Source organism: Rhodococcus sp. KRD162 (assembly GCF_017168335.1).
GTDB lineage: Bacteria > Actinomycetota > Actinomycetes > Mycobacteriales > Mycobacteriaceae > Rhodococcoides.
This window is the reverse complement of sequence record NZ_JABFAU010000003.1, coordinates 822,940-842,815: the sequence shown is the minus strand read 5'-3', so window position 1 is coordinate 842,815 and position 19,876 is coordinate 822,940. Positions and strand designations below refer to the sequence as shown.

At 61.9% G+C, this 19,876-nt stretch carries 16 protein-coding genes, 1 tRNA gene and 2 pseudogenes; 13 read left to right on the top strand and 6 right to left on the bottom strand.

What is annotated here, in order from left to right; all coding sequences use genetic code 11:
• From J1M87_RS06285 to J1M87_RS29240, 6 genes and pseudogenes are all read left to right on the top strand, one after another.
• Positions 1–1,182: a pseudouridine synthase gene (locus tag J1M87_RS06285; protein WP_206488638.1), complete on the top strand. Its 1,182-nt coding sequence runs from the start codon at positions 1–3 to the stop codon at positions 1,180–1,182.
• The gene (gene cmk / locus J1M87_RS06280; protein WP_206488637.1) at positions 1,182–1,865 is read left to right on the top strand and encodes a (d)CMP kinase; all 684 of its coding nucleotides are present in this window, start codon (positions 1,182–1,184) and stop codon (positions 1,863–1,865) included. The genes J1M87_RS06285 and cmk overlap by 1 nt, the downstream gene beginning before the upstream one ends.
• Positions 1,862–3,310 (top strand): ribosome biogenesis GTPase Der, encoded by a 1,449-nt coding sequence (gene der / locus J1M87_RS06275; RefSeq protein ID WP_206488636.1) that lies wholly within the window; start codon positions 1,862–1,864, stop codon positions 3,308–3,310. The genes cmk and der overlap by 4 nt, the downstream gene beginning before the upstream one ends.
• Before the next feature lie 85 nt (positions 3,311–3,395).
• Positions 3,396–3,469, top strand: a tRNA-Pro gene (locus tag J1M87_RS06270).
• 220 nt (positions 3,470–3,689) lie between these two features.
• Positions 3,690–3,800, top strand: a pseudogene (locus tag J1M87_RS29390) (DUF2510 domain-containing protein); the annotation flags it as partial.
• Positions 3,801–3,881: 81 nt separating this feature from the next.
• Positions 3,882–4,988 (top strand): LppP/LprE family lipoprotein, encoded by a 1,107-nt coding sequence (locus J1M87_RS29240; protein WP_307830738.1) that lies wholly within the window; start codon positions 3,882–3,884, stop codon positions 4,986–4,988.
• A gap of 1,889 nt (positions 4,989–6,877) precedes the next feature.
• Here the strand turns inward: J1M87_RS29240 and J1M87_RS06260 are convergent.
• Positions 6,878–7,342, bottom strand: coding sequence for a hypothetical protein (locus J1M87_RS06260; RefSeq protein WP_206488634.1), 465 nt, complete (start codon positions 7,340–7,342; stop codon positions 6,878–6,880).
• Positions 7,343–7,609: 267 nt separating this feature from the next.
• A complete protein-coding gene (locus tag J1M87_RS06255) occupies positions 7,610–7,993 on the bottom strand; it encodes a hypothetical protein (RefSeq protein ID WP_206488633.1) in 384 nt (127 codons plus the stop codon).
• Between the two features lie 412 nt (positions 7,994–8,405).
• Between J1M87_RS06255 and J1M87_RS06250 the strand changes: the two are divergent.
• Positions 8,406–9,583: pseudogene (locus tag J1M87_RS06250) on the top strand (IS3 family transposase).
• A 510-nt stretch (positions 9,584–10,093) separates the two neighbouring features.
• Positions 10,094–10,366: a hypothetical protein gene (locus tag J1M87_RS28520; RefSeq protein ID WP_241256526.1), complete on the top strand. Its 273-nt coding sequence runs from the start codon at positions 10,094–10,096 to the stop codon at positions 10,364–10,366.
• Between the two features lie 202 nt (positions 10,367–10,568).
• Here J1M87_RS28520 and J1M87_RS06240 read toward each other — a convergent pair whose 3' ends face one another.
• Positions 10,569–10,820 (bottom strand): hypothetical protein, encoded by a 252-nt coding sequence (locus J1M87_RS06240; RefSeq protein WP_206488631.1) that lies wholly within the window; start codon positions 10,818–10,820, stop codon positions 10,569–10,571.
• A 154-nt stretch (positions 10,821–10,974) separates the two neighbouring features.
• On the opposite strand from J1M87_RS06240, the gene J1M87_RS06235 reads away from it, so the two are divergent.
• Complete coding sequence (locus J1M87_RS06235; protein ID WP_206488630.1) at positions 10,975–12,570, top strand: TPM domain-containing protein; 1,596 nt, start codon at positions 10,975–10,977, stop codon at positions 12,568–12,570.
• 66 nt (positions 12,571–12,636) lie between these two features.
• A complete protein-coding gene (locus tag J1M87_RS06230; RefSeq protein WP_206488629.1) occupies positions 12,637–13,653 on the top strand; it encodes a mechanosensitive ion channel family protein in 1,017 nt (338 codons plus the stop codon).
• Between the two features lie 59 nt (positions 13,654–13,712).
• On the opposite strand, the gene J1M87_RS06225 is transcribed toward J1M87_RS06230, so the two are convergent.
• The gene (locus J1M87_RS06225; protein WP_241256339.1) at positions 13,713–15,350 is read right to left on the bottom strand and encodes a cation:proton antiporter family protein; all 1,638 of its coding nucleotides are present in this window, start codon (positions 15,348–15,350) and stop codon (positions 13,713–13,715) included.
• Between the two features lie 139 nt (positions 15,351–15,489).
• Positions 15,490–15,822, bottom strand: coding sequence for a hypothetical protein (locus J1M87_RS06220; RefSeq protein ID WP_206488628.1), 333 nt, complete (start codon positions 15,820–15,822; stop codon positions 15,490–15,492).
• A gap of 196 nt (positions 15,823–16,018) precedes the next feature.
• Here J1M87_RS06220 and J1M87_RS06215 point away from each other — a divergent pair, with 196 nt between their 5' ends.
• The 3 genes from J1M87_RS06215 to pabB all read left to right on the top strand — a co-directional run bounded on the left by J1M87_RS06215 (position 16,019) and on the right by pabB (position 19,112).
• On the top strand, positions 16,019–16,357 hold the full coding sequence (locus tag J1M87_RS06215; RefSeq protein WP_027497120.1) for an RNA polymerase-binding protein RbpA: 339 nt from the start codon (positions 16,019–16,021) through the stop codon (positions 16,355–16,357).
• A gap of 276 nt (positions 16,358–16,633) precedes the next feature.
• On the top strand, positions 16,634–17,029 hold the full coding sequence (locus J1M87_RS06210) for a chorismate mutase family protein (RefSeq protein ID WP_206488627.1): 396 nt from the start codon (positions 16,634–16,636) through the stop codon (positions 17,027–17,029).
• 10 nt (positions 17,030–17,039) lie between these two features.
• Positions 17,040–19,112 carry an aminodeoxychorismate synthase component I gene (pabB, locus tag J1M87_RS06205; protein WP_206488626.1) on the top strand — a complete coding sequence of 691 codons (2,073 nt, stop codon included), beginning with the start codon at positions 17,040–17,042 and terminating at the stop codon, positions 19,110–19,112.
• 74 nt (positions 19,113–19,186) lie between these two features.
• Here pabB and J1M87_RS06200 read toward each other — a convergent pair whose 3' ends face one another.
• Entirely contained in the window at positions 19,187–19,783 is a 597-nt protein-coding gene (locus J1M87_RS06200) for a hypothetical protein (RefSeq protein ID WP_206488625.1), read from the bottom strand.
• Positions 19,784–19,876: the final 93 nt, after the last annotated feature.

Below are 19,876 nucleotides of genomic sequence, written 5' to 3'. Positions count from 1 at the left end.
GTGAACAAGCCCGCTCGCCGTGATGGCACACCGGACCGTAACAACAGACAAGACCCACGCAGGAAGCCGACTGCAGGAAGGTCGGACACGCCGCGTGACGCACGCCGCGGAGATCGCACCCGCGACGCCGCGCCGCGTGACGCCGCGCCGCGTGACGGCGCGCCCCGCGCTGGAGCTCCCCGAGCCGGGGGACCTCGCGCAGGCGCTCCTCGCACCGGCGGCCGACCGGCCCCCCGCAGGGGCGTCGAGAAGCCGGAATCGTTCGAGCACAAGCCTGCCGACAACGGCATCAACGACCGTAGCAACGACGCAGTGCCCCGCAAGAAGCCTTCGCGTCCCAAGCCGCCGAAGCCGCAGAAGAAACAGGCTCCCTCGACCACGATCAGCAACGCCAAGCCGGCGAAACACCAGTACACCGACTCCTCGCCCCGCAAGCACGTACCTGCGGGCGAAGGTGTTCGTCTGCAGAAGGTGCTCGCGCAGGCCGGAGTCGCCTCGCGTCGCGCTGCCGAGGAACTGATCGCCGACGGACGTGTCGAGGTCGACGGACGCATCGTCACCGAACAGGGCATTCGCATCGACCCCAACCTCGCGGTGGTCCGGGTCGACGGCACCCGCGTCGTCGTCAAGGAAGAGCTTGTTCATCTTGCGATGAACAAGCCGCGTGGATGGCAGTGCACCATGTCCGACGATCTCGGGCGCCCATGTGTCGGCGACATCGTCTCCGAACGTGTACAGGCGGGGCAGCGACTGTTTCACGTGGGCCGCCTCGATGCCGACACCGAAGGGCTGTTGCTGTTCACCAACGACGGTGACCTTGCGCACCGGCTGATGCATCCATCGTTCGAGGTCTCCAAGACCTATCTCGCGACGCTGTCCGGCACCATTCCCCGCATGCTGGGCAGGCAGCTGCGTGAGGGCGTCACGCTCGATGACGGCCCGGTGAAGGTCGACGGCTTTGCGCTACTCGATATCTCGGACGGCAAGTCGCTGGTCAAGGTGACCCTGCACGAGGGACGCAAGCACATCGTGCGTCGGTTGTTCGACAAGGTCGGCTTCCCGGTGGGACGCCTCGTGCGTACCGATGTCGGCAACATCGTCCTCGGCGATCAGCGTCCAGGAACACTGCGTGTGCTCGGTCGCGGCGAGATCGGCAAACTCTACGAATCCGTAGGCCTGTGATGGGTGCGCTCGTGGTGGCCATGGACGGTCCGTCCGGTACCGGCAAGTCCTCGGTCTCGCGGCGTCTCGCCAGTGCGCTCGATGCCAGCTATCTCGACACCGGTGCGATGTATCGCGTCGCGACGGTGTGGGTGCTGCGTTCGGGTGTCGAGCCCACCGACGCTGAAGGGGTCGCGAAAGCTGTTGCCGCACTTCCCCTCGAGATCGGGAAGGACCCACTGTCCGAAACCGTCCTGCTCGACGGTGAAGACGTCAGTGGCGAGATTCGCGGCGAGGCCGTCACCAAAGCAGTGTCCGCGGTATCAGCTGTGCCCGAGGTGCGGACGCTGTTGGTGGACCTGCAGCGCCGGCTGGTGAGCGAGTCACCACGAATTGTGGTGGAGGGCCGCGATATTGGCACCGTTGTGCTACCCGACGCGGAGGTGAAGGTGTTCCTCACCGCCTCCCCTGAAGCGAGGGCGCAGCGTCGCAACAAACAGAACATCGAACAGGGTCGCGCTGACGACTACGAGTCTGTGCTCGCGGACGTGCAGCGCCGCGATCATGCAGATTCGACGAGAGCAGTCTCTCCGCTTCGTCCCGCCGAGGATTCGGTGATCGTCGATACCAGCGAGCTGGATCTCGACGGTGTGATGGAGCGCCTACTGCTCGTGGTGAACGACAGAACTGGAGCAGTGCAGTGAGTGAAGAATTCTTCTCCGGCGCAGCGGAAACCGCGGGCGACGGAATATGGAGCGACGAGGGCGAGTGGGAGTACGTCGACCTGAACGAGGGCGAGGACGGCGAAGCTGCCGTTGCCGTACCGACTCTTGCCGTGGTAGGGCGTCCGAACGTCGGTAAGTCGACGCTCGTCAACCGCATCATCGGACGCCGCGAGGCCGTGGTGGAGGACGTCCCCGGCGTCACCCGCGACCGAGTGTCGTACGAGGCGAACTGGAGTGGTAGACGCTTCCTGGTGCAGGACACCGGCGGGTGGGAGCCCGATGCCAAAGGGCTGCAGCAATCCGTTGCGCGCCAGGCCGAATTGGCGATGAACACCGCCGACGCGATTCTGCTGGTCGTCGACGCCCGAGTCGGTTCGACGACGACGGACGAAGCAGTGGCGCGAGTGTTGCGCCGGTCCAAGACTCCGGTTCTGTTGGTGGCCAACAAGGTCGACGACGGCCGCACCGAGTCCGAGGTTGCCGCTCTGTGGTCGCTCGGGCTGGGGGAGCCGCTCCCGGTTTCCGCAACCCACGGCCGCGGTACCGGTGACCTGTTGGACCGAGTGCTCGAGGCATTGCCCGAGACCCCACGCGAAGGCATCCCCGGTGGGGGACCCAGGCGCGTTGCTCTGGTCGGCAAGCCGAACGTGGGCAAGTCCTCGCTGATCAACAAGCTCTCGGGTGACGAACGCTCGGTGGTGCACGATGTTGCCGGAACCACCGTCGACCCGGTCGACTCGTTGGTCGAATTAGGCGGCAAGACATGGCGATTTGTCGACACCGCCGGGCTGCGTAAGCGCGTCAGCCATGCCAGTGGAGCCGAGTTCTACGCCTCGTTGCGCACCAAGTCTGCGATCGAGGCCGCGGAGGTGGCAATTCTGCTGCTCGACGCCTCCGAGGTGATCTCGGAGCAGGACATGCGCGTGCTGAGCATGGTCGCCGATGCCGGGCGTGCGCTGGTATTGGCGTTCAACAAGTGGGACCTGGTGGACGACGATCGTCGTCAGCAGCTCGAGAAGGAGATCGATCGCGATCTCGCTCGGGTGCCGTGGGCGCAGCGAGTGAACATCTCGGCGCAGACGGGCCGCGCGGTGCAGAAGCTCGTGCCTGCGTTGGAAACGGCTTTGGAGTCGTGGGACAAGCGTGTGCCCACAGGCAGGTTGAACACCTGGCTCAAGGAGGTCGTGGCGGCCACTCCGCCGCCGATGCGCGGCGGACGTCTGCCACGCATCATGTTCGCGACGCAGGCCAGCACCCGTCCGCCGACGTTCGTGCTGTTCACCACCGGCTTCCTCGAGGCCGGGTACCGCCGATTCATCGAGCGGCGTCTGCGTGAGGAGTTCAACTTCGACGGCAGCCCCGTGCGCGTCTCGGTTCGTATTCGCGAGAAGCGGGAACGACCGGGCAAGGGCAACAACCGCTGATGTAGTCCGACCCCGCCCCTGAGCAGGCGATTTCCTCTCAGGGGTAGGGCTGGGGTAATCTCAGCAAGCGCCTTTCGAGGCGCGGCGGGCTGTGGCGCAGCTTGGTAGCGCACTTGACTGGGGGTCAAGTGGTCGCAGGTTCAAATCCTGTCAGCCCGACATAGATAGTTGCAGGTCAGAGGCGGTTTCGGAGAAAATTCGAAGCCGCCTTTTTGGTCTGCGTGCCGCAAGCGTGTCACTACTTGGTACTTACATGGTCGAATTCGGCGCTGAGGCGGTGTCCAGATGAATCCGCTGGTGTCCGGCGATCCCGTTTTGCTTTTGGGTTCTTTTGTACCCATCTGCCGGTGGATGGGCACTGTCCCAGTTACTTTGAACTATGAGCGATTCGGTCGATCGACCTGACTTAGACCCCGGCTGGTACGAATACCAACTCGGTGGTCTGCTCCGTTACTGGGACGGTCACCGCTGGACCGATTCGACGCGACCGCTCCCTTCTTCGCGATCACCGAAGTCGCGTTCACGACGCACCAAGTGGATCGCTGGGGCGGCAGTGGTATCACTTGCGGTAGTGGCGGCATCGTCGTTCGTCGCCCTCACGCAGTCACGGGAAGACGACGATCGTTGGTCCCAGTTTCCGAAGACATTGGCGTGCGCGCAGGATCAAGGATTGGACGTCCCGGGTGATGTGGTGAACACGGCAGCGACCACAGTGGAGCGGGTGTCTCTCTCGCATCTGGGCGCACAGCGGCTCGGAGTCGACATCGACTTTCTCGACTTGGTTCCCCCGAACCCAAACTTGGTGACCTCCCCGTACAGCGGCGAACCTGTGTTCGCACCGGGAACTCTCGACTACAAAATAATCGTCGACACGGGCATTGGTTCGGTTATGACCGTCCACACTATCGATGGTTGGGGCGCAACCAGAGCAGACCTTTTGATCAACCGAATACTCGACGAACCAGTGCCGGACCAACCGTCCGAGCGGATATTGACGTCGTTCAGCAGTTCCGGTCAAACGGTCCATCTGGAATACGACCTAGAGGGTCAGCCCGAGTTCTTCGGCGACGGTCCTTTCGCCCCTGACCTACGGGTCAATGCAGAGCGCGTTACTGCCATCACCCCCGATTCGCCCGAGGGCAAACGGGTCTACTACGCCAGCCAGCTCTGCAGCGGGGATATGCCGGCGCAGTCGACCGATTCAGGCGCAGTTGTGCCGCAAACGACGCGGCCGCAGCCCTCGACTGTTCCTGTGTCTACAACTGTTAGCACATCTGGATCCTGTGCCGTCACTGAGTTACAAGCACTCAGTGCTGGGCTGGGACAGTTGCCGGCTGAACCGATCACCGGACGTCAGTGGTCGACGACACCGGTTGCTAGCAATTTCGACTCATGCGCTGACCTGTCTTCGATACTGGTAACCGTCGAAGGCGCGACCGGCAGTTCGCCGGTGCAAGCAATGATGTTTCACCGCGGCGAGTATCTCGGGACCGGTACTTCGGCGGCGTACGGCTTCACCGATCTCGATACCGGGTCGTCGACCGAGGACACGGTCGTCTTGACGTATAAGACCGGCCAGACATGTAACGCCTGCAACGACGGTGTGGTTACACCGGTGCGCTACCAGTGGGACGGGCAGCAAGTGCAGATGCTCGACGCGCTCCCCGCGCAGAAATAAGTGACGCAAATCATCATGAAACCGAGTCGGGCACTCGCTCGTCGACGACAGCGAACGCTTGTACGAACCTGCGACCCGCGACTGAATTTTGCGACGCGCCCCGCTTCGCTCAATTCTGAACGTAAGCGTTGCATTCCGGACACTATTCAAGTATGGCGAGACCGATGAAGTCGTTGGCCCCTGTTCGTGTTACCCGCCGGACTGTTATGCAATTTGATGCTTTTGGTACAGGACGGAGAATCAGTTGAGTAAATTGGTGGATTCCACCGTGTCTAGGTCGCTGCTGGTCGCTGCCGTGGCCCTTTTCGTCGGTCTAGTAGTCGGGTGGTCGCTTGGAAGTTGGTCGGCCTGCGGCAGTGGTTGCGGTTTCGATGTGAGTCTCTTCGCGGCCCTGGGCACTTGGGTGGGCGGCGTAGCTATTGCACTTGCGTCCCTTGTGATCAGTATCAGCAAAGTTCGAGGAGAACGGCGTCGACGCCGAGAAGATGCAATCGGACGGGCGATGGTTTGTGTCCTCCGCGTGCAACCGGTGGTCAATTCAAAGTCCATCAGCCGAGTCGAGTTTCGTTTCGAAAATAAGACGCCATTTCCGGTCCAACGGGTATCTGCACATCTTGAGGGAGGAAAGTCGCTTCGGGCGGACGCAGTTGTCGAATCGGGTCGTACATGGGGATTTAAAGCTCAGCCTGAACAGCTTGGCATTTCTTATGAGGTGGAGTCTGAGGATGAAGCGCGGAAACTCGTGAAGAAAGATATATTGCCCAATTTGGTCTTCGATTTTACTATCGAAGGGCATCGATTCGTACGAAGGAATCGGCAAACGTACGTGTTCGACAGTGCGCCGGCCTGGCGGTTACCTGACGCGTCACATGCTGGGCAACGCTACTAGGAGCCGTTCTGGACGTGTGCACGCCTACGTATTGCCGACCATCGAGTGAAGTGCAGCGAGCGACACGCCCGCCGCAGTCAGTCCCGCCAAGACCGCCATCGCCACGTTGCTTGCCCCATTCGCGTAGGAGGTCAGCAACCCCGACGCTTAGCCCTATCAGGACGGCGATGAGGAGCAGGACAATGGTGCGCAAGCTAAGGGTTGACCAAGACGATGGTGATCGCGGAGATAAGCGGATTCCCGGTCGAGGCTTCTCATCCAGCCCAGGCCAGTGCGCCGCATCTGTCGTTCTCCGGTCTGGGTCGTCAACGAAGGTGAATGAAGCGCACGAGCTGCATCCCGGGATCGGGGACGGGGACCGCAGCTAACACTCGTTCGGTCTGCTCACGCGGGTGGAGAACATGGCGTATACCGTCGACACTGACCTGGCGAAAGCCGAGCGCCCACTCGATCGAGACGAGCAACGCCTCGACGACCGCGAGCTGATCGAGCTGTCCGACTTCCGGAAAGCGGAACAGCTCAAAGACCGCTCGAACGAAGTAGCCCGGCTACGGCGCGAGTTTAAGGAGGCCGAAACCAGCCCCGAGGCCCTCGCCCGGGACGCAGCCCGCGCTGAACGCGCGGCAGCGAAGGGACGGCAACCGGGGTGGTGGCTGATGCTCAACCCACCCCCCGGCGTACGTCGAACAACTCGGCATGGGGGCGCCGACAACGTGCGAGCGATGATGCGCCGTGCCGAGGTCGAAGCCTTGCAGCGCAGTTCATCGTCAAGTATTGACGCGGTGGACCCGGACAGGCCTCGCCGCGGGCTGTCCGCACAGCCTGACCGTCGACCGCCGGCTACGGAACCATCCGAAGTCGATCCGCGACGCCCCCCTCGGAGCCGAACGGGCCCACAGGCGACATCGGACCCGTGCTGGAATAGGTCGAGCGTGGGGTCCCCCTTTCGCGATAGGGAACCCCACGATCGATACGGGCGTTGTGGGGCGGGTGAGGTAAATCAGGAGGGCTTCGACTCCACGGCGGCCTTGCCTTCTACTGCTTTCTTCACTGCAGCAGCGATATCATCGACGGTCTTGAGAGCTGACTTCCCAAGCTCGACAACGACTTTGAGTGCGTCGTCGAGCACATCAGGTGCATCATTGGCTTTGACCTCGACCTGTCCGTCGGCCCCAATGACAATCATCAACTTGGAGTCGAGACCACGATCTTTCCATGCCTTCGGTGGGTCCTCTCTCAGATCCACGTATTGACCCCCGGCAAGCTTTCTCATCAGAATTCCGATGCCGACCACGAGTCCGGTGAGAATGAGGACTGCCCCGAAGTCTGCGGTTCCGATTTTGTCCGGGTGTTCTGGTGATGGTTTTTCGGCTGTGATGCCTTGCTCGTCGGCCACCCGATACAGGGTGGCTATTTCTTCTTCGGTGAGGTTTTCCAAAGCTAAGGTAATCTTTACAGATTCCATAGTTCCTCCACTGGCGGGTAGTCGGATCGATCCGGATGTCGATTGTCGCGCTATCGACGCTGCTTCGTGGCCCTTTCGGCGGCTCTCCGTCGTCCTATCTGCCCAGCTCATGGGCAACAGGACTCTAGAATGAATTGGCCCATTCGCTGGGGACACGCCAGTCTCGAAGTCGAACGTGTTCGTGCCCGTGAATGAGCATCGTTGCGCCTCTGGACTGTGGCCGTGGACGGTCTGCCCGCTCCACCAGTCCATACCCTTACCGCGCCGTCACTGGTGACCGTGGGCGATGGTGACGACGGTGTCACCGACCGCGACGGTCATGTAGCCCAGCTCGGGGTCTGGGGTGTTGACGGTGACGTGACCGAACGCGACGGGGTTGAGCTTGTGGCCGCGGCGTACCGAGTGGGCGGCCTTGGTGGCCCAGCCGTCGCCGGGGTTGGTGTTCTGGGAGCGTTGCGCTTGGTCGTGGCTGCTATTGACGATCGAGACAATCAGCTCGTCGGTCAGGTCGACGTAGCCGCGAATCGCCTCGTAAAGCAGTACCCCGAACAGGTCGACCTGCTTGGTGATGGTCAGGTCGACGCGCATCATGTTCCGGCTCGACTGCGATTGGTTGTCCTCGATGCAGTTGACGGGGATTGGTAGATGCACGTTTCGGTTGGAGCGGCGTTCACCGCGTTTGCGCGCGCATCGCGTTCCAGCAACAGCTCGAAGACAGCGGTGAGCAGAGTTCTGCACAGCTCATCCAGCGTCAAGCCGCTAACGTTGTTCCGAAGTTCCTCGTACTCTTTGGCGTCCATGAGGCGATGGATCCGGTTTACCTCCAGCCGAGACGTGAGACCCACTCCGGCGCTGCTGTTTTCGCGGTCAGCTTTCCGCGTTTGTGGTTCGGTCATAATGAGCTTTCTTGTTGCCGTAGAGAGCATTCAACTGTGTGGTCACTGGTCAGTTACCAGTGACGAGGACGAGGTCACGGGCGGGCCTTGAGGGGCGAGGGACTGCCCCAGGTTTGGTTGACATCTGATCTGTGAGGATCGCTCCTCACGGTGGAAGGATGTTCCCCATGCCGAAAGCGTTCCCTGAGGAGTTCCGCCGCGACGTCATCGCTGTTGCACGCAAGGGCGAGGCCCCATTGCGTCAGATCGCAAAGGACTTCGGAATATCCGAGGGCTGTCTGCATCGGTGGCTGAAGATCGCCGACCGCGACGCCGGCATCGAACGAGGCACGACGCCGGCCGGCTTGGACGAGTCCGCCGAGCTACGGGAGGCCCGCAAACGGATCAAGCTCCTCGAGCAAGAAGCAGAGGTCATGCGCCGTGCGGTCGCCTACCTGTCCCGGGATGTCAACCCAAAATGATCTTCCCCCGCAAGCGGGAGGTGCCCCCACCGCTGGTCCTCGACCTTGCTGCCGACGGGGTACCCGTCACAGTGACCTGCCGGGTGCTCGGATTCTCCACCCAAGCGTTCTACAAATGGAAGAAAAAACCAGTCACACAACGTGATTGGGACGATGCGCATCTGATCAACATCGCTCGTGAAATCCACGCCGACGACCCCGCATTCGGCTACCGCTTCATCGCCGACGAACTACCGGACCGCGGCATCACCGCCAGCGAGAACAGAGTCGCACGACTGTGCTCACAGGAACGGCTGTGGTCTGTGTTCTCCAAGAAGCGCGGCCTGAACAAGAAAGCCGGCCCGCCCGTCCACGACGATCTCGTCGACCGCCAATTCACCGCACAGGAACGCAACCAGATCTGGCTGACCGACATCACCGAGCACCGTACCGACGAGGGCAAGCTCTACCTCTGCGCCATCAAAGACCTGCACTCGAACAAGATCGTCGGATACTCGATCGACAGCCGTATGAAAGCCTCACCGGCAGTATCTGCACTGCGAAACGCCGTCGATCAACGAGACCCGGACGGCACCATCGTCCACTCCGATCGAGGTAGCCAATTCCGTTCACGAAAATTCGTATATGAGCTGTCCCGCAACGGTTTACAGGGATCCATGGGGCGGGTTGGGGCGTGCGGAGACAATGCTGCGATGGAGTCATTCTTCGCGCTTCTGCAGAAGAACGTGCTCGATCGACAACGTTGGTCCACGCGAGAGCAGTTACGGCTGGCGATCGTCACCTGGATCGAACGGACCTACCATCGCAAGCGTCGCCAACGCCGGCTCGGCAAACTCACCCCAACCGAGTTTGAGACAATCAATCAGTCCGCACACGCGGCCTGATTCACTCAACCCAACGAGTCAACCGAACTCGGGGCAGTCCCCGATGACCCGACCATGACCTCTGTGGGCTATGTAGTCGGCGTCGAGGCAGTCTTGACGAACTTGGCAAGCGCGGCGAGGCGTTTGGTTGGGCCCCCGATAGCAGTCCAGCGTCTATGCGATAGCTAATTGGTTTTCTTGCGTCCAGGTTTCCCAGTAGCGCTGCGGCGTCATGCCGTCCAGGGATCCGTGGGGCCGTTCATGATTGTAGATGCCGGACTTTGGCGATGACCTGCTCGGGGGTGTGTCTGCGTGCCATGATTCGTGAATTTCCTCCTGTGTCCATTCTCGGACACGAAACTCACACAGACACTGGACTTCTACCTGGGGACCCAACCACACGGTCCCGAACAGCCGCCCGCAGTTCTCGTTCCACTCGTAGACGGGGTTGGTCGCGTACTCCAAGAACAGTCGGACGTCGGACTGATAAGCCCGAATCGTGGCGTGAGAGAGATTGCGTACCCCACGCAGATGAGCGAAGAACTCGTCGGCATCGTGCGGGGACCATTGCCACGGTGGGGATCCCACGAAGTCGACCATGCGATGGATCAGTTTGATTCGGCGGTCGGCGGTACTTGCACGGAAATTCTGGGTGATCTGCGCGCGTCGCCAGCCGACGAGGACATCGTCGAGGAAGGCTTCGGAGGATGCGGAACTATCGGCCGGAAGGTAGATCAATCGACCACCAACTTCACGTCGGTCCACGTCAGCACCCTTTCGTCTGTCTGCATATTCTGCACTTGAAGAGCGCAAACTGCAACGATAGCTGCCATAACGCCTGCTCAGACCGGGCTGCTTGTCGTGACACTGTCTCATCGGAGCGGCGCCTAGATGTGGACCTGGGATGTGCATGCCGATGGTATCGATGCAGCTCAGGCGAGTATCGGCGAAGCACGGGGGCAGTTACACGAAGCAGAGATATTCGCGCCAAGTGCTGATAACCAATCTACCAATTGACATAATGTTGATTATCGGCAAACTTTACGGCCTGCGGATTCTCGGACATCCGGCAGCTTCTCGCGGCGACGCCGTTCGGCCACGGCGCATTGTCGTTCAGCTTTCGACTCGGCGTGACGCAGTTCGGCGGTGCGACGTGATGCGGTTTCGGGTGGTGATCTGATGCGTGCGGCGGATGCGCCGTCCAGTACGCGAGAAATCCGTCATGACCAACACCGGCCTTACTTGATGGAATCGGCATACTTCACCCCTTTCCGTGCGCCCTCTCTTGCCTGCCAACTCATCGCTGTTTTGTCACTGTGACGTAATATCCGGGAGTGTATTGTCTCGAAATTCAACGCTGTATCGGTCGAATGCGCTGGCTCCCGCACACGTACTCTGGCTAGCCTTCGTGGATGGACGTCATTTCTGCAGCACCCCGTCGTCGGATCTCGAACCACCGAGCCGCAGCTGTACTGATTGCCCTCTGTGCCGCGTTCTACCTCGTCGGATGCTCCGATGCGTCGACCAGCGACGATGCTGCTTTCGAGGGTCTGACGCCGGGCCAGCGTGTATACGACCGAACGGACAACTCGCTGAATTCGTTGCAGGCAGCGGACATCGAACGTCTGTTGGACAACTTGAAATCCGAAACCGGCGCTGACGTGATCGCCTACGTGCGCGAACTCGACGCGGATTCCGATGACACGCTGGACCAAGTCGAGGAGCTGCAACAGAGGTGGGTATCCGCCACAGGCGTCGACCAGGACATTGCGGGCGCGATCCTGATCAACCGGGAGCCGGGAAAGTTGGACGAAGCTCGTGCGGGCATCTTCCTCGGCACCACCTACGACGACGGCAACGTCCCTCGTGATGAACAAGAGGCCATCGTCGAGCAGGCGTTGATTCCGCCGCTGCGAGACGGTGACGTCGCGGGCAGTCTGACTGCAGGGATAGACCGCTTGGGGTCCGATATCCGCAATGGTCCGCCCGTCACCGCACTCGACCGGTTCGCTGAAGGCTCCGGCTCGACCTGGCTGCCGTGGGCCGGATCGGGGATCGCCCTTCTCGGGCTTCTCGTGGTGGCATCGGTGTTTCGAGGACGAGCGAAACCCACTGTCTCCCAACAATCGCCGACCACGGTCCGGCCGGACCAGGCAACCGATGCAGCGTACGCCACTGCCCTGGTGCACCGCAGCGCGCAGCCCAGCGGCGTACCAGGGACGGTACTGGCGCTGGCCGCCGCCGAGGCACTCACGTTCGAGCAGGACAAGAAGCCGGGAAGGTTCGACAAGGGCACAGTCAGCATCAGGCTTCTCGATCGGACCCGCGCCCGCGGCGAGGTGCAACAGATGGTCTGGTCGATGCTCGCCGCACGTGCCGTGGGTGATGTCGTACCCGGCGAAGAGTTGAAGAAGATCTCGCGGGGCCCCGGCGCGACGAAAGAACTCGTGGAGGCCCGACTACGGTCGAGCGGATTCGTCGCCGACGGCACTGCCCGGCGGCGGGCAGTGCTTGCAGGTCTGGGTGTGCTCGGTGCCGCCGCCGCCATCGGCGGAATCGCGGTCGCCACCTCAGGTGCCCCGACTCTGTGGTTCGCGGTGGTCCTGTCAGCAGTTCTCTTCGTTGCTGGATTGTCGACGGCGATCGCGTACTCACGGTTCTCGGTCGCAGGCTTGGACGCCGCTCGGCCCTGGGAGGCGTACCGCGACGGTTTGAAGCAGGCGGCCAAGGATGCAGACGAGTCGGTGGACCTCAATGCCGCCCTGCCGGACATCATCGCCCTCGGCTTGGCCCCGTCTTTCCGGAAACAACTCGACGCCGCAACCGATCCGGCGAGTGACTCGCCGCTGGAAGTGTTCACCTCACCCGCGGGTGCCAACTACGCCGCAGGCGGCCCGGTAGTACTCCCCTGGGCTGCGTTCTCCGGTGTGTTCGTCTCCAGCAGTAGTGGATCTGTTGCGTCAGGTGGCGGTGCCGGAGGAGGAGGCGGCGCGGCAGGCAGCACCTGAACCTACGTGGACGGCCGCTCGGACTCGGCGGCAGCCCATCGATCGAATCTGTGATTGAGTCGACAGGTGACCTCTAAGCGCGCCATCGGATTCGACTCGGTCAAGGTGTTCGGTGAACTGATTTCGCTGAACGAGATCGTGGTTTCCATCGGCGTCCTGATCGCTACGGTGCTCCTTGCTCTGCTGTCGCGTCGGGGCCTGCTCAAATATGCCGAACGTGAGAGCAACGCGCACCGAAGCACCTGGTACACCGTGTCGAGGATCCTTGCTTACACGATCGTCGGGATCGGCCTCCTGCTTGCGGTCTCGGCGCTCGGCGTGCCCCTGAGCCGGTTCGCCTGGCTGGCCGGCGCTCTGGGTGTCGGGCTCGGTTTCGGATTGCAGACGATCTTCAGCAACTTCATTTCCGGACTCATCCTGCTGTTCGACAGAACGATCGAGGTCGGTGACTTCGTCGAACTCGAATCGGGCGTCACCGGAGAAGTACGGGACATCAGAATCCGGGCAACCCGAATCGTCACGAACGACAACATCGACATCATCGTGCCCAACTCCGAATTCGTCACCGGCCAGGTGGTGAACTGGACGCACCGTGACGTCTCACGACGCCTGCGGGTGGCGTTCGGCGTTGCCTACGGCACCGACAAGAACATCGTGAAGCTCGCAGCGCTGGAAGCGGCGGCCGAGCTGCCGTTCACACTGACACTCGACGGCCCACATCGGCCGCAGGTCTGGTTGACCGAGTTCGGGGAAAGCTCGCTCAACTACGAGTTGGTGGTGTGGCTGAACGGGGAAGCCACGGTGCGCCCAGCCGCCGTCACCGCTGCATACAACTGGGCCCTGCACTCCGCGCTACAACGGCACGAGATCGAGATACCGTTTCCACAGCAAGATGTGCATGTCCGCAGCCTTTTCGGTATGACCGGACAGGACGCTCGAGACGCGCTCGGTCTCGAGGATGGAGGTATCGCAGACGACTCCGAAACGAACGCGCCGGAGTCCGACGCCGACAACGACGCCGTCGACGACGTCAAGGGTGCCGGCCGCGACATGCCCGGAGCGGCCGAGGATCTTGCGGAATAACCGAATCCTTCGGTGACCGAAGAACTCCGTAGTCTGCACACGTGCAGCTGCCTCCCGGCTCATGGCTCGATCTCGGGTCGGCGGGGCTCGTGGGCCTCGGGTTCCAGTGTCCCACCGGCGTGCCCCGAGGCCGTGTTCCCCACCTGGTCTGCCAGCTCCAATCCGGCGCCCGCGTAGACATTGAATGCGATGTCCACTCCGTGTTCCTTGGACCACTGAACCTCGTCGTCGTAGCGAGCTACGGCCGCCACGGTGCCGCTGAAACCGGATTCTCGAAGGCACGCGAGCGCCGTGACGTTGGCACCGTGGCGCGGCATCGCGAGGACGGCGATGCGCACAGATTCGGAGTGGCGGAGCCGATGCCAGAAATCCAGGTCCGTGGCATCGCCTTCGATGACGCGGTAACCACGGTCGGCGAGCCGCTCGATCCGCGGGCCGTCGTAGTCCACGCCGACAACGCGGAGCCGATAGTGATCGGTGAGGCGCTCGTAGGCCGCGAAGCCCACCCGGCCCATGCCGATCACCACCACCTCGGCATCACTTGCATCACCCGGGCGTTCCTCCGGGTGCAGCTCGGTTTCGTCCTGCGCGGGCAGCCGCGCCGCGATCTTCTCCACCATCAGATGGCCGCGACCGTTGACCAACGCCGACACCACGAAGCTCAGCGCGACGGCAATCGACATCTCCACCAACCAGGCCGGCGCGAGCAGGTCGGAGGCCACCCCGACCGAGACGACGATCAAACCGAACTCGGAATAGTTCATCAGACTCAGCCCGGCCAGGACGGACGTGCGATATCGCAGTTTCATCATCGTGAACAGGCCAAGGTACAAAGCGCTCTTGATCGGCAACAGCAACACCATCAACAGGGCGATGCCGATACTGGGCAGATCCGGCAGACCGGAGAGGCCGATGGAGACGAAGAACCCCACCAGCAGCAATTCTTTGATGTGGAAGAGCGACCTGGACAACTCGGACGAGGCCGGGTGAGACGCCAAGAGAATGCCGATGACCAATGCTCCGAGATCGCCCTTGAGCCCGAGTGAGGAGAACAGCACGTATCCGGGCACCAACGCCATGACGATGCCGAACAGGGACTGCATCTCCCCGTGGCCCAGTCCGCTCCAGATTCTGCGAAGGACTCGGGTGAGCGGCCAGAGCAACACCAATCCCAGCGCCCAGATCGACGGCAGCTTGCCGCTGGTGACGGTGAGAAACACGACGGCAATGATGTCCTGCATCACCAGAACGCCGATTGCCACGCGCCCGTACAGAGCGTGCGACTCCCCCCGTTCCTCCAACACCTTGACCACGAAGACGGTGCTCGAGAACGACATCGCGAAGGCAAGCAAAGCGATTGTCTTCGCAGACTGGCCCGACAGCATCGACATTCCCGCGACCGCGGCCAACCACAGCACACCCGTCCCCACTGCCACGCTGACCACCATGTGTGCCGAGGTGGTCAACCACACCTCACGTCGCAGAAGGATTCGCACATCGAGCTTGAGACCGATCGCGAAGAGCAGCAATGTGACGCCCAGGTCCGCCATCAGCTCGAGCTGGGGCACCTCACCGACGTCGAGGGCATTGATGACGAAGCCGGCAGCCAGAAATCCGACCAATGGGGGCAGTCGAACGACCATGGCGAGTCCGCCCAGTCCGAAGGCAATGACGAGGTAGATCGCGGCAACTGTCATGCATGGGCCCTTTGCTGGTGAGTCGACAGCGGATCTCCAACGCATCGACCACGTCGGCACATGGTCGGAGTGAACCAAGGTATCCCGGCATTCCGAATATTTCTCAGCGGAGGGCGTGCCCACAGGCCCACCGCTCGGGTCAGCGGAGCCGTTCCGCGTCGCGCGCCTTGTCCAACAGCTCGACACACAAGCGATGCAGTTCCGCGGTGTCGGCACCTTCCGTCACCGCCGTGCTGACGTCCTCGGCGGCGCACCGGACCTCGAACGCTCGGTCTGCCGCCGCCGACGCTTCCTCGGCGGTCAGGACGATCGCGTCTTCGGGAACCGATGTTCCTTTCATCGCGCTGCGCTGTTCGTACGCGCGCTGACGACACGATTGCCGACAGTAACGCCGCTTGCGTCCGGTCCCCGTGTCGGCGACCGGTCTGCCGCACCATGTGCAGGTCTGGTCGCGGCGGGTTCTGACGGACATGGTCGTTCAGCCTACTGGTGCCTGGGAGGTAAGATGCCTTCATCAGCTACACAGATGGCACCGCGTCGGGTCGCAATGTCGGCCCGGGAACGAACCGGCGTGTGGCGACGTTGTAGATCAGTGGGTAGACGGTGTAGCTCGGTGTCGACGGATGGCATCGACGTGCGTACCTACTATCGATGGAGAGGACTTCACCATGGCAGATCGTGTACTTCGAGGTAGCCGACTGGGAGCAGTGAGCTACGAGACCGATCGTGATCACGACCTGGCACCTCGTCGCGTTGCTCGCTATCGCTGCGACAACGGCGAGGAGTTCGACGTTCCGTTCGCGGACGACGCCGAGATCCCGGGAACGTGGGCCTGCCGTAACGGCCTCGAGGGCTCGCTGATCGAGGGCACGGCACCGGAAGCCAAGAAGGTCAAGCCTCCGCGCACGCACTGGGACATGTTGCTCGAACGGCGTTCGGTCGACGAGCTCGAAGAACTCCTCAAAGAACGCTTGGACTTGCTGAAGGTCAAGCGCCGCGGCGCCTGACATTGGCGCCACTGCACCGTCGAATTGGAAACAGTCCGGCGGTGCAGTTTTTTATTGCAATTCGAACTCTGCGTATGTTCCAGTCGGCGTCGGTGTGTTTATCATCGCGGTTTCGTCGGTTCCAATACGGTTGAGTAGCGTCAAAACCGTACGAGGTGTCATCATCGAGTATCCGTCGTCACTCAGGTGGACAAGAGGACACTATCGCCGTAACAATTCTCGGCGAATTCCGATGAAACTCACCACTGGAGTCGAAAAATCAGGGGGCAGTATCACGTGAGCCAGCATTCTCATCAGCTCTCCGACGGCACCCTCCGTACGGCTGTCTCCGAGGCGGAATCCGAAGATCGGCGAGCAGTCGGCGAGCAGAAGCTTGCCGAGTTACGGACCGAGTTGGACGGGATTGACGAGGTGCTACGCACTGCAATCCGCGATCGGATAGATGTATGTGTACGGGTTGCACACATAAAACGCGAATACGATATTCCGATGATGCAGCCAGGCCGCGTCGGCTTGGTTACCGCGCGTGCCCGAGAATTCGCGTCGGCAAACGGCCTGTCCCCCGACTTTCTCGAAGCGCTTTACCGATCGCTGATCGCGGAGGCCTGTCGCGTCGAGGACTTGATCATCGATTCTCCGACGGCTCGACCTGGCCTCGAAAGTGAACGGTAGAGGCAACTCGATGACGATCAACACGCTCTTGGTGGACAATTACGATTCCTTCACCTACAACCTTTTCAGCCTGCTGGCCGAAGTGAACGGCCGACCGCCGACGGTGGTCAAGAACGACGTCGCGTGGAGTTCGCTGGATTTCGACGAATACGACAACGTCGTCATCTCCCCTGGTCCCGGACGCCCCGACCTGGAGCAGGACTTCGGCATCAGCAGTCGAGTGATCATGGAGTCCGCGCTGCCGATTCTCGGCGTGTGTCTGGGGCATCAAGGCTTGTGCCATCTGTTCGGTGGAAGCGTCGACCTCGCGCCGACGCCGATGCACGGCAGGATCACCGACATCTCGCACACCGGCGTCGATCTGTTCGATGGGATTCCTTCGCCGTACTCGGTGGTGCGGTACCACTCACTGGTCGTCACACAGACGCCCGCCGACTTCGAGGAAATCGCGTGGACACCCGACGGCCTGGTTATGGCAGTTCGGCACCGCAGCAAGCCGATGTGGGGAGTGCAGTTCCATCCTGAATCCATCAGCACCGAATACGGACGCGAACTTCTCACCAACTTTCGCGATCTGACACTCGCTCAGTCGAGCGCGTCCAGCGGCGCAGGCACGCAGGACTCGATGTTCACCATCGAAACGCGCACTCTCGATGAGGCATTCGATTCCGAGCAGGTCTTCGAGACGCTCTTCGCCGACGGAACAAAGAGTTTTTGGCTGGACGGCAGCGCCGCACTCGAGCCGGAATGCAGGTTCACCGTCATGGGCGACTGCTCCGGCCCGCACGCCGAATACGTGACCTACTCTGTCGCGGAGACCACGGTGACCGTACAAAGCGCCGACGGTGCAACACAGCACATCCACTCCACATTCTTCGACTACATCGACGCCCAGCTGCGGGAGCGGGCCACTCCCCCGCGGCACGATCTACCGTTCGCCTTCGGCCTCGGCTACGTCGGGTATCTGGGCTACGAGCTCAAGGCGGACACCGGCGGACAACTGGTGCACACCGCTGCCACTCCTGATGCCTCCATGGTGTTCGCCGACCGGGCGCTCGTCTTCGACCATCAGGCAGGCACCCTGTACCTGATGGGGCTGGCGACCACCCCGGGCGATCCGGTGTTGGCGCAGTGGTTCGACTCCGTCACCGATACCCTGCGGGCACTGTCCGCGCAGTCCCCGCCAGCAACCCGGTCCGCTGCAGATGGGTCCGGTGCTCCCCTGCTCGGCGCCGATCGATCACTCGAACCTCGACTACGACACGACCGCGCCCACTACCTCGATCTGATCTCGCAGTGCCTTGCCGAAATTCGCTCCGGTGAAACCTACGAGGTCTGCTTGACCAACACCGCGACGGTGTCCGGTTCGATCGATGCTGCGGCCACGTACTCGTACATGCGCGAGATCAATCCCACTCCGTACAGTGCTCTGCTCAACTTTCCCGAAGTTTCCGTGCTGAGCGCGTCTCCTGAACGTTTCTTGCGCATCGACGCCGACCGCATAGTCGAATCCAAGCCGATCAAGGGAACGCGTCCGCGAGGTGCCACTGCAGAAGAGGACAACGCGCTCAAGGCCGATCTCGTCGCCAACGAGAAGGACAAGGCCGAGAATTTGATGATCGTGGACTTGGTCCGCAACGACCTGGCCCAGGTGTGCATCCCGGGTTCGGTGCACGTGCCCAAGTTGTTCGATGTCGAGACCTACGCGCCCGTGCATCAGTTGGTGTCGACGGTGCGCGGACGCCTACGCGACGACGCGTCGGCGGCGGACTGCATTCGCGCCGCATTCCCGGGCGGGTCCATGACCGGCGCTCCGAAGATTCGGACCATGGCGATCATCGACAAGCTCGAAGACGGTCCACGCGGGGTCTACTCGGGTGCTATCGGCTACTTCTCGATCACGGGCACTGCGGACTTCTCGATCGTCATCCGCACGATCGTGGCGACCGCACACGAAGTGACCTACGGGGTCGGCGGCGCGATCGTCGCACTCTCGGACCCGGGCGAGGAATTCGAAGAGACGATGGTCAAGGCGGTCTCCATGCGCCGGGCGCTCAACGGACGAACGAGAAACAGCGGATAGAGCGTACGAGAACGGCGGGTAGGGCACGTGCCCTACCCGCCGTTCTCGTACGCCGGTCCGACGCCGATGTGCTGTTATGCAGTGGTGAAGTACTCGAAGACCGCAGGCTGAGCTTCCGGGTTTCCGTTCGCGGTGCCGATGACAGCGCCGGCGACGGTACCGATCACAGTTCCGATGATGCAGCCGGAAATGAAGTTCGGGAAGATCGACACGCAGCCGATGGCGAACCCGAGGCCGGCTCCGATCGCCGTGCCGACTCCGCCGCCGTTGTTCCAGCCGATGGCCAGCTGGTTGACCATGTTGTCGAATGCCTGCTGCTTCGTGCGCGGGCCTGCAACGTCAGCCACGGGAACCGTCTGCGGCGTCAGCGTCAGTTCGCGACCCTCGGCCCCGATCAGGGGAGCAATCGAGTAGACGGTGCCGTTGATGGAGTATTCGAGTGGGACCGAGGCAATGGTGGTGCCGGCCTGATCGATGACAGACACCGTCTCGCTGGTGGCATCGACGCGGAACAGTCCGGCGTCGAGGAGGGTGGTGACGGTTCCATCCGGGTTGACCGCCGTCTGGTAGTTGACCGAATCCGCTGACGGATCTGCTACTGCGTGGCCCGCTCCGGTGGCTACCGCAGCGGTCAACGCCACCGCGACCGTTGCTGTTCTGATCAGTTTCACTTCTGTCCCCTGGTAGTAGTAATTCGCATTCGATCGCTTTGGTACCGAACGCCGATGGTATTCGCAAGAGTGCTCTTCGAAGTGACGAACACG

Excerpts from the sequence above, each read along its gene's own strand:
- J1M87_RS28520 (WP_241256526.1), top strand. The coding sequence starts at position 10,094 with ATGAGCGAAGAACTCGTCGGCATCGTGCGGGGACCATTGCCACGGTGG.
- J1M87_RS06215 (WP_027497120.1), top strand. The coding sequence starts at position 16,019 with ATGGCAGATCGTGTACTTCGAGGTAGCCGACTGGGAGCAGTGAGCTAC.
- J1M87_RS06240 (WP_206488631.1), bottom strand. The coding sequence starts at position 10,820 with ATGCCGATTCCATCAAGTAAGGCCGGTGTTGGTCATGACGGATTTCTC.
- pabB (WP_206488626.1), top strand. The coding sequence starts at position 17,040 with ATGACGATCAACACGCTCTTGGTGGACAATTACGATTCCTTCACCTAC.
- J1M87_RS06260 (WP_206488634.1), bottom strand. The coding sequence starts at position 7,342 with ATGGAATCTGTAAAGATTACCTTAGCTTTGGAAAACCTCACCGAAGAA.
- J1M87_RS06225 (WP_241256339.1), bottom strand. The coding sequence starts at position 15,350 with ATGACAGTTGCCGCGATCTACCTCGTCATTGCCTTCGGACTGGGCGGA.
- cmk (WP_206488637.1), top strand. The coding sequence starts at position 1,182 with ATGGGTGCGCTCGTGGTGGCCATGGACGGTCCGTCCGGTACCGGCAAG.
- J1M87_RS06220 (WP_206488628.1), bottom strand. The coding sequence starts at position 15,822 with ATGTCCGTCAGAACCCGCCGCGACCAGACCTGCACATGGTGCGGCAGA.
- J1M87_RS06235 (WP_206488630.1), top strand. The coding sequence starts at position 10,975 with ATGGACGTCATTTCTGCAGCACCCCGTCGTCGGATCTCGAACCACCGA.